This is a genomic window from Paenibacillus sp. S150 (assembly GCF_019352175.1).
GTDB lineage: Bacteria > Bacillota > Bacilli > Paenibacillales > Paenibacillaceae > Paenibacillus_AQ.
The window spans coordinates 1-7,541 of record NZ_JACBYI010000080.1; the positions used below are offsets into that span (position 1 = coordinate 1).

The 7,541-nt window shown below is 47.6% G+C and carries 9 protein-coding genes and 1 pseudogene; 2 read left to right on the forward strand and 8 right to left on the reverse strand.

Annotated features, from left to right (window positions below):
- Window positions 1-612: 612 nt before the first annotated feature.
- The 7 genes from HYD27_RS31445 to HYD27_RS31475 form a co-directional block, all read right to left on the reverse strand.
- Entirely contained in the window at window positions 613-1,209 is a 597-nt protein-coding gene (locus HYD27_RS31445; RefSeq protein WP_219221715.1) for an isochorismatase family protein, read from the reverse strand.
- Between the two features lies 1 nt (window position 1,210).
- Window positions 1,211-2,446, reverse strand: a complete 1,236-nt coding sequence (locus tag HYD27_RS31450) for a multidrug efflux MFS transporter (protein WP_219221723.1) — start codon at window positions 2,444-2,446, stop codon at window positions 1,211-1,213.
- A gap of 77 nt (window positions 2,447-2,523) precedes the next feature.
- Window positions 2,524-3,351 carry an AraC family transcriptional regulator gene (locus tag HYD27_RS31455; protein WP_220101824.1) on the reverse strand — a complete coding sequence of 276 codons (828 nt, stop codon included), beginning with the start codon at window positions 3,349-3,351 and terminating at the stop codon, window positions 2,524-2,526.
- A 282-nt stretch (window positions 3,352-3,633) separates the two neighbouring features.
- Window positions 3,634-4,014, reverse strand: a complete 381-nt coding sequence (locus HYD27_RS33045) for a LytTR family transcriptional regulator DNA-binding domain-containing protein (RefSeq protein WP_219221717.1) — start codon at window positions 4,012-4,014, stop codon at window positions 3,634-3,636.
- Between the two features lie 14 nt (window positions 4,015-4,028).
- The gene (locus tag HYD27_RS31465; RefSeq protein WP_219221718.1) at window positions 4,029-4,166 is read right to left on the reverse strand and encodes a cyclic lactone autoinducer peptide; all 138 of its coding nucleotides are present in this window, start codon (window positions 4,164-4,166) and stop codon (window positions 4,029-4,031) included.
- Complete coding sequence (locus tag HYD27_RS31470; RefSeq protein ID WP_219221719.1) at window positions 4,163-4,693, reverse strand: accessory gene regulator B family protein; 531 nt, start codon at window positions 4,691-4,693, stop codon at window positions 4,163-4,165. The genes HYD27_RS31465 and HYD27_RS31470 overlap by 4 nt, the downstream gene beginning before the upstream one ends.
- Window positions 4,686-5,165 carry a hypothetical protein gene (locus tag HYD27_RS31475; protein WP_219221720.1) on the reverse strand — a complete coding sequence of 160 codons (480 nt, stop codon included), beginning with the start codon at window positions 5,163-5,165 and terminating at the stop codon, window positions 4,686-4,688. The genes HYD27_RS31470 and HYD27_RS31475 overlap by 8 nt, the downstream gene beginning before the upstream one ends.
- A 524-nt stretch (window positions 5,166-5,689) precedes the next feature.
- On the opposite strand from HYD27_RS31475, the gene HYD27_RS31480 reads away from it, so the two are divergent.
- A complete protein-coding gene (locus HYD27_RS31480; protein WP_219221721.1) occupies window positions 5,690-5,893 on the forward strand; it encodes a hypothetical protein in 204 nt (67 codons plus the stop codon).
- Between the two features lie 19 nt (window positions 5,894-5,912).
- Window positions 5,913-6,686, forward strand: a pseudogene (locus HYD27_RS31485) (helix-turn-helix transcriptional regulator).
- A 128-nt stretch (window positions 6,687-6,814) separates the two neighbouring features.
- Here HYD27_RS31485 and HYD27_RS31490 read toward each other — a convergent pair.
- Window positions 6,815-7,045, reverse strand: a complete 231-nt coding sequence (locus HYD27_RS31490) for a hypothetical protein (protein WP_219221722.1) — start codon at window positions 7,043-7,045, stop codon at window positions 6,815-6,817.
- Between the last annotated feature and the right edge of the window lie 496 nt (window positions 7,046-7,541).

Genomic DNA, 7,541 nt, shown 5'->3' on the forward strand with positions numbered 1-7,541 from the left:
GGTTTTGTTGTATACTGGTCATTGAGTAGGGCTCCTTTTCTTGGTGACTTTGCAATCCCAAGGATACCCTACTTTTTTGTCGTTTACTAGACTCCCCGATCCTTACACATACTATTTTACGCCATCTGGCTGGAGACTAATTCAATCAAATTAGTGTTACTTTTTCCACTTTATGCTGCTAAGGGACCCGAAAAATCTTTGATTAGTGTTACTTTTTCCACTTCGAGCCTGGTGCAGCCCACCGCAAGCACTGAACCTGACAACAATCAAGTTTTTAGCTGGTCCCCCTCTGCCCTCTTGTCATCAGGGCGGCAAGTTTTACACAGTTGACTTCTATAACAAATGTACGTACCCGCTTGGAGCTGCACCGCTTGCAGAAGGGTTATTCCTATCACAAAGTACAGGATTAAGGTCCGCCAGGATCTGCGGTTTATGGACCAAAGCGAAGTTCTCACCCGAACTTTGTTACTGAACCAAAAAAAAGGCAACCCGCAGCATAGCCGGAGTCACCCTCGCTTCTCTCTTCACTGCAGATCCTTGCAGATAGAGCGGAGCACCAAACGGATTCTCATTCGCAAGCACCCGCATTATGGCATTTGCCCGGTCTGGTTGTCATTTCAAGGCTGCGGCCGTTTCTTCGCTCGTCCGTATCTTGCCGATCCGGGGAAAGATTGTTTTACAGACATAGTCATGCTCTTCCCGGCTGGAAGCGCCCATGGCATCTTCTGCAAACACCTGATTATAACCCAGCTGATAGGCTTCTCTTGCGGTCGTATCGACACCGATGGAGGTGGACACGCCGCAAAGCACAATCGTATGAATCCCGCGCCGCCGCAGCTGAAGGTCCAGACCGGTCCCAAAGAATGCTCCCCACTGATGTTTGGTGAGTGTGTATGTGTTCGGATACCCGGCCAGCTCCGGCAGAATCTGATCCCAGCCTTCAGGGAAGGGCGCCGGACTTGGTTTGATATCCGTTTTGGGCTTCAGCATGTCCTTCCCGTCGACTGTTGCAACTCTTACAAGAACCACGAACGCGCCTTTTTCGGTAAAAGCCTTCACCAGACTCTCGGCATTCCGGATCACCTGATCCGCCGGATAAGGAAAAAGGTCACGGCCGCTGCCGGCAATCCCCTTCTGCAGGTCAATGACCACCAGCGCCGTTGTGGCTGCCTTCAATTCTTCAAGCTCCGCCGATTTTGCATTTTCCATATCAGATACCCAACTCCTGTTCATCTGCTTTGCTGTATATAGCCAACTCATTTATATGAAGTGTCTTATACACTTTGAAATAAACCCAAACCGCATTGATCAGCAACAAAGAACTTGTGATAAAAAATACATAGCGGATGCCAAACCAGGCTGCCACTTGCCCGCCCAGCACCGATCCGGCAAATATCCCCAGATATCCCGCCGACATGTTCAGTCCGAACACCCTGCCGGTAAGAGAAGACGGTGTAATTTTTTTGACCAGAATGTTCACCGAAGGAATAAGCCCGCCTGCTGCAAGCCCAAGCAAAAAGCGCAGGCCCATCAGCTGCCAGGGATTCTGCACCAGGGCCTGGGGGATAAAGATAAGCCCTGCCGCGATAAGCGCCGCCAATATCACCTTGTGCGCCCCGATCCGGTCCGACAGCCTGCCAAGCCTTGGAGCGGCAAGGATGTTCGCCAGCCCGGAAGCCGAGAACGTGAGACCGGCGATCAGAGCGATATGGCTGCCGCTGCCGGACAGCTGGTCCACATAGACCGTCATGACCGGCTCCACCGTATACAGAGCTGCCGTTAGCACGAAAAAACTCACAAACAAGGTAACCGTCAAGCTTTTCTCAGGCACACTGCTCCAGACTTCCTGCAAACGGAGCGCCCGCTTTTCCTCCCGGACAAAGGATTCCCGTACAAATAATGCAGTCAGAGCAAAGGCGGTCAGCATCAGGGCGCCGGTTAGAAAAAAGGTGTTTTGCAGCCCCAGATTCTCCGCAATAAAACCGCCGATGGCCGGTCCCAGCAAAGAGCCCGCAATACTTCCGGTTGAAAGTGTTCCCAAAGCGTATCCCGCATGCTCCTTATCCGTCTGCGTAGCAATGAGTGTAGTGCAGGCTGTACCGTAGCCGGTGACTGCACCCTGCAGCAAACGGAGTCCGATCAACACATAGACATTGCGGGCAAATCCCATACTCCCGATGATTATCGCCATCCCCAGGCTTGCCCGCAGGAGCATCGGCTTCCGGCCGAATTTGTCCGCCGCCAGCCCCCATACCGGCGAGAACAATGCGGATATCACATAGGTGATTCCAAAAGCGATTCCGGAAAATCGGGCAATCGAGGATGCATCCCCCACACCAAGCTGTTTGATATAGAGCGGCAATACCGGTGCGATCTGGCTCATGCCCGCCCCTGTAACAAAGACTCCAAACCAGCAGACAATCAGATTTCTTTTCCAAATCGGCATTTCTTGACGGCCTTCCTTCTGCTTCACGATAATATCCTCATGCTAACAGCAGGAACGCCTCCAGACCATGCACAATCTTAGACTCCATGGACATTTTTGCTGTGAAATTCCGAAGGGCTGATCCCTTCTGTCTTTTTAAATATCCGGCTGAAATAGAATTCGTCCGCAAAGCCAAGCGCCCCGGCCACCTCTTTGACTTTCAGTTCACCGCCCAGAAGCATTTCCTTCGCTGCATCCAGCTTCAATTGGTTGAAGAACCCGATGATCGAATATCCGGTAATCTCTTTGAATGCCCGCGAGAGGTAAGTGGATGACAGCTGCACCTGCTCCGATAGTTCAGTCAAGGTTACCTTGCGGTGCACATTTTGACGCATATACTCAATCAATCTCTCCACTTTCAAGGAGGTTGCATAGTTTTGATTTTGTTTTTTGGTATTGTGGTAAATGGCGATCAGAAGCTGCTGGAAGTTAGTCTTGGACACATATTTGTACCCCGGCAGCTTGGCATTCCAGCCCTCAACCAGCTTGTGGAATTGCTCCTCCACCTGGTAGTAATCCTTCAGCTTCTGTGCCGCCTGCAGAGGAAGATTCTCCGCTTCAGCCCTGACCGACCATTCCCCTTCTTGAAATCCCACATGGGCATAGCTGAAATGAACCGTCTGAAAGACGCCCGGCTCCCGTACATCCATCTTAATTGTATGAGGCAGGCCCGGCGTGAGGTAGAACAGCATTCCTGCTGTGAAAGCATACTTTTTGCTGTCAATCACAATGCTGCCCTTGCCCGCGCTGACAAACACAAGCTCATGATGATCCAGAGTCCGGCGGATCCGGCTTGAAGGCCTCCGGGTGTCATTCATGGCTCTGAAATTGCAGTAATGGATGTGAAAAAACAGATGGTTAAGCATCACGGCTGCTGGTCCCTCCAAGTTGGGCAAAAAAACACGAACAGGTCGTTGAGGTTCTCTTTCGGGCCTGTTATGGGCACTTTAGGATAACGCCGCTACATTGTGTTCATTGACCCATAATATACGGCTGTACAGGTGTGGGCTGGCTATTTCAGATGTTGTCCCAAATAGTCCTAATGCCCACGATATATCATACCAGCGTCCGCAGACCAAAATCCAGCAGCTCTTAGGGTCGGTGACTGGCATACCGGTACGAAAAAAAAGCTACCCGGAGGGCAGCTGTTAATTGAACACTACTGTTGGATTTAATTCTCTCACGAGCTGACAAACTTTTTTGATTCCGCTTTTGGACATCGTGCAATATTTAGAATCCTTTGTCCGTTCCCTCTCAAAGTACGCAATCTTCAAAAGGTTATTAATTTCTGCGATATTCCGTATGTTTATACTATTATTGCGATCCGCAAGGTAAAACGTATACCCTGATGCATTTAAAACCCTTGTCCAATATTTCAGCGTGCCGGTTGTGTAAAACACGGAACTCAGCGTGTGCAATAATATAATGCTTGAAGAACTGTCCGTGCCAAGGAATATGATGTCATCCCCGCTCACAGACACAAGCCCGGATCGCCCCTCAACATCTTTAGTTGCGCTTATAATACACATACACAGCCTCCAAACTAATTCAGCAGTTCTTCAGGTACTTCCGGTTGGTTGATATACACAATGCTGGTAGTAACAATTACCACCAAAGCAGCCATTCCCGATAAAGCAGAGGCCAGGCTGTAAACGGCTTTGCGCTTGAGATTCTTCATCATATGGATTTCACCCCCTTCCAAGTAAGCAGCAAAGTAATGGATTGCACAAAGAAGCTTGCTGCAATCACTGGTGAGCAAAACAAGATATTTAAAATAATCAATGCTGCTGCAATTCCTTTAAGCTTTGGCCAGTGACGCTTGGGAATACGTGTCTGACGCTCAATTCCGATAGGCGCTAACCACAGCACGAGCGCGAGGCTGGTTACATTCAGAACCTGTACATACGCAGTGTTCATATCCACATATGATAAAAGAGTAAATAGTGCAGTGGTAAGAAGCACGCATGCTGTACCTGATTTAAGGTGTACACCCCCGGTCACTTGGCGCAGCATGGCAAATGATATCAAAATCAAAGCCGCTTCTGTTGTATTCCCGGTGAACAGAGAAGCTCCCAGAGTCAGTGCAATAATAAAAGCTACATTGAGAACAACAGCGATGGCGAACTTAAGCACTGCAAGCGAGGCTGGATGCTCCGGTACGGTATTTTTGATACCCCTTGCCAATCTTGCTGAAATAGTGTCAATCATTGTCTTCCTCGGCCTCCTTGCGAATCGCATAATAGAGCAAAAATACCGTTACCGCAGCAAAGAATAATATATTTACAAACAAATCATTATAATAAAATATTACCGATACGAAGATTAAGAAAAAGATGATTAACAGAATCATCAATACATCCTCGAATTTAAAGCGGAGTCGTTCGAAATCAAATTTAAATCCCCAACCGATTTTATAAAGCCATATGGATAGCAGGATCGTTATAAATCCACTTGCAAACTGAAGCAGATATCCATTGGAAGCATTGCCTTGAGCAGCTGCGATAGACCCGAATAGCAGTTTTGCCAGTGCAGTTTGTAAAAAGGCATAAGCCACATAACCCAACACAGTAACAACCACTGACCAGATTAACGGAATCTTGACTACTACCTTGAAAAATACTGCGAATAACAAGATTGTAATCAGCGGAACAAGATATGCCAGTGAAAATTCATTCCTCATTATGTAGCTCTGCAGATTGATTAGGAGCACCATAAACAATGCCTGCCATATGAAGCTTTGAAATTTAAACCTAAATAACGACATTATTAGGCAGTAGACAGATATGGTTTCAATAGTTGAAAATCCCATATACCCAAATGGCTCCCACGACAACACACAACACCGCCTGACATAATTTTCATTCAATGCATTAATTATATATCTGAAATGAGACTGTCGTATACTACTTATTTCCTACGAAACAGGTCTATCAGACGGTGATAGCTCAAAATCCTTTGACCCGCGACGAATCATGTATGCGCCGGCAGAAGATACACTCCAAATTCCATAAAGCCCGGATTCCGGGCTTTTCTTTGAAAGATAAGGTTAATGTAAAGCGTGAAACATATAAAGTCTTATATTTCAAACAAAAAATGACCTGCAGACCATTGACGGGGCATTCCTTTTGGGACGCTGCAATAATATACTATAGTCATTAGACTTCCGGGTGTATATTCATGTGACTACCTGTATAGGAGGTCATTATGAACATCGCATCCTTCATTCTCTACTGTATTGTGGCTTCTGTTTGTGCTGGTAATCACCATTATCGGGTTTCTGGATTTGTGACCTGGGTGGTATGCGGTTCTATCTTCAGAAAATTCTTGCAGCAGCAGCATCGGTTGATCAATATCTTTATGGCGCTGTTTCTTGTATACTCCGCTGTTATGGTATCGGGAATTCTATAGGGCATTGGAAGTGAGTGATATGGAGAAGTTCAACTATGCCAAATCAGCGGATATCCTGGCCCTGTCGGCAAGCTTTACCGATTTCACCTACAAAAAGCATTGCCACGAAGAATATGCGCTTGGCGTAACACTGCGCGGCATTCAGCAATATAACCTGGACGGAAGCTACCAGGCCTCCCATAAAAATGGTGTCATGCTGTTCAACCGTGAACAGTATCATGACGGCAGCTCCTACGGCAGGGAAGGCATTGATTATGTGATGCTGTATATCAAGCCGGAGCTGTTCTCCTAAATCCTGGGAGGCCAAGAATTGCGGTTCTCTTCGCCCATTGTCTATAACTCCGGATTGTCGTCATGCATATTACGTCTTAGCTATGCCATCCAGACGGGCAAGGATGAAGCTTTATGCAGCGAGCTGCTCGTAAAATTGGCAGGCCTCATCCCGCGGACAGAAATTGATACTGCCCAGCGGACAAATAATAAGCTTGTGCAGCGTGCGAAGGAAATGATGTTCGGCAGCATAGACCATGTGCTGAAGCTGGACGATCTCTGCCGGGAGTTCGGACTCTCCAAATACCAGTTTATCCGGGCGTTTAAGAGCCATACCGGCATCTCCCCCTATCAATTTTTCCTGAACTGCAAGGTGGAGCATGCCAAGCAAGCCATCGAGCGGACCAAGGATGTCTATGCCGCCGTGACCGAATACGGATTTGTCGATCTGACACATCTGAACAGACATTTCAAAATCATGTTCGGCATTACGGCTTATGAGTATATGTCCCAGCTGAATTGAGAGTGCAGTGACGCTATTGAAGCTCAGGCAGCAATTCAATGTCCTCCGCGCCCCCATTCCATTCCACGTGCATCTTCACAACAGAATCCTGATCTGCCACCCGGCCATTGCCCCCGAAAGATCCCAAATTATACGAAATAAGTGGAAGCCCAGTTATCCGTATGTCCCTTGTATTCGTAGAAATACTCGAGTTCCCTGGCAGTCTTGATGCTTTTGATATCCTGCTTCTCAATCCCGGCATAAATATTGTCCTTGCCGCTGCAGCCGCTGATCCACACCACAGCGCTTAACAGCACAAGACTAATGATTCGCTTCAATTTCATCACCGCTCCTGAATTCAGGTCTTTTAACTGTACCATATAATGGATGCCCCCGCGATTTCGGTTAGCCCCCCTGCTTTCGCGCTTCCTCCTGCAAAATATAGAACCCGCCGCAGGTTCAGCACGACTACCACGCATTTTACTTATCCTCAACTTTACACTCCTGGAATGCAAGTAGGTTCATAGGGAACTGAATACATGTTCAATCTATATATACAAGAAACAAAACGGCTATGCCGTCCTTGACTGGCCAGCGCAGCCGTTTGAGATTTCAAATTCAGGGTTGGCTGCCGGGACCGGCCGGCGGCAAGCCCAAGTGGAAAAAGTGAACTTCATTCTTCCTAAATACCCTTTTTCGCAAGCGTTAGTGGGAAAAAGAATACCTAATTCATCCGATTCTACCCTCTACAGGGTAGCGTCAAGAAGTTTGTGTAATTATCTTTAAAGGTTGTAGGATATCCATTGGGACAATGGATAGGAATGGTTTTCAAGGGTCAGGGGGGATCCCCCCTGCGAAAATTTCCTTTCATATCCA

Coding starts and splice junctions, on each gene's coding strand:
- HYD27_RS31450 (WP_219221723.1), bottom strand. CDS start 2,446: ATGCCGATTTGGAAAAGAAATCTGATTGTCTGCTGGTTTGGAGTCTTT.
- HYD27_RS31480 (WP_219221721.1), top strand. CDS start 5,690: ATGAACATCGCATCCTTCATTCTCTACTGTATTGTGGCTTCTGTTTGT.
- HYD27_RS31475 (WP_219221720.1), bottom strand. CDS start 5,165: ATGAGGAATGAATTTTCACTGGCATATCTTGTTCCGCTGATTACAATC.
- HYD27_RS31465 (WP_219221718.1), bottom strand. CDS start 4,166: ATGATGAAGAATCTCAAGCGCAAAGCCGTTTACAGCCTGGCCTCTGCT.
- HYD27_RS31445 (WP_219221715.1), bottom strand. CDS start 1,209: ATGGAAAATGCAAAATCGGCGGAGCTTGAAGAATTGAAGGCAGCCACA.
- HYD27_RS33045 (WP_219221717.1), bottom strand. CDS start 4,014: ATGTGTATTATAAGCGCAACTAAAGATGTTGAGGGGCGATCCGGGCTT.
- HYD27_RS31490 (WP_219221722.1), bottom strand. CDS start 7,045: ATGGTACAGTTAAAAGACCTGAATTCAGGAGCGGTGATGAAATTGAAG.
- HYD27_RS31470 (WP_219221719.1), bottom strand. CDS start 4,693: ATGATTGACACTATTTCAGCAAGATTGGCAAGGGGTATCAAAAATACC.
- HYD27_RS31455 (WP_220101824.1), bottom strand. CDS start 3,351: ATGCTTAACCATCTGTTTTTTCACATCCATTACTGCAATTTCAGAGCC.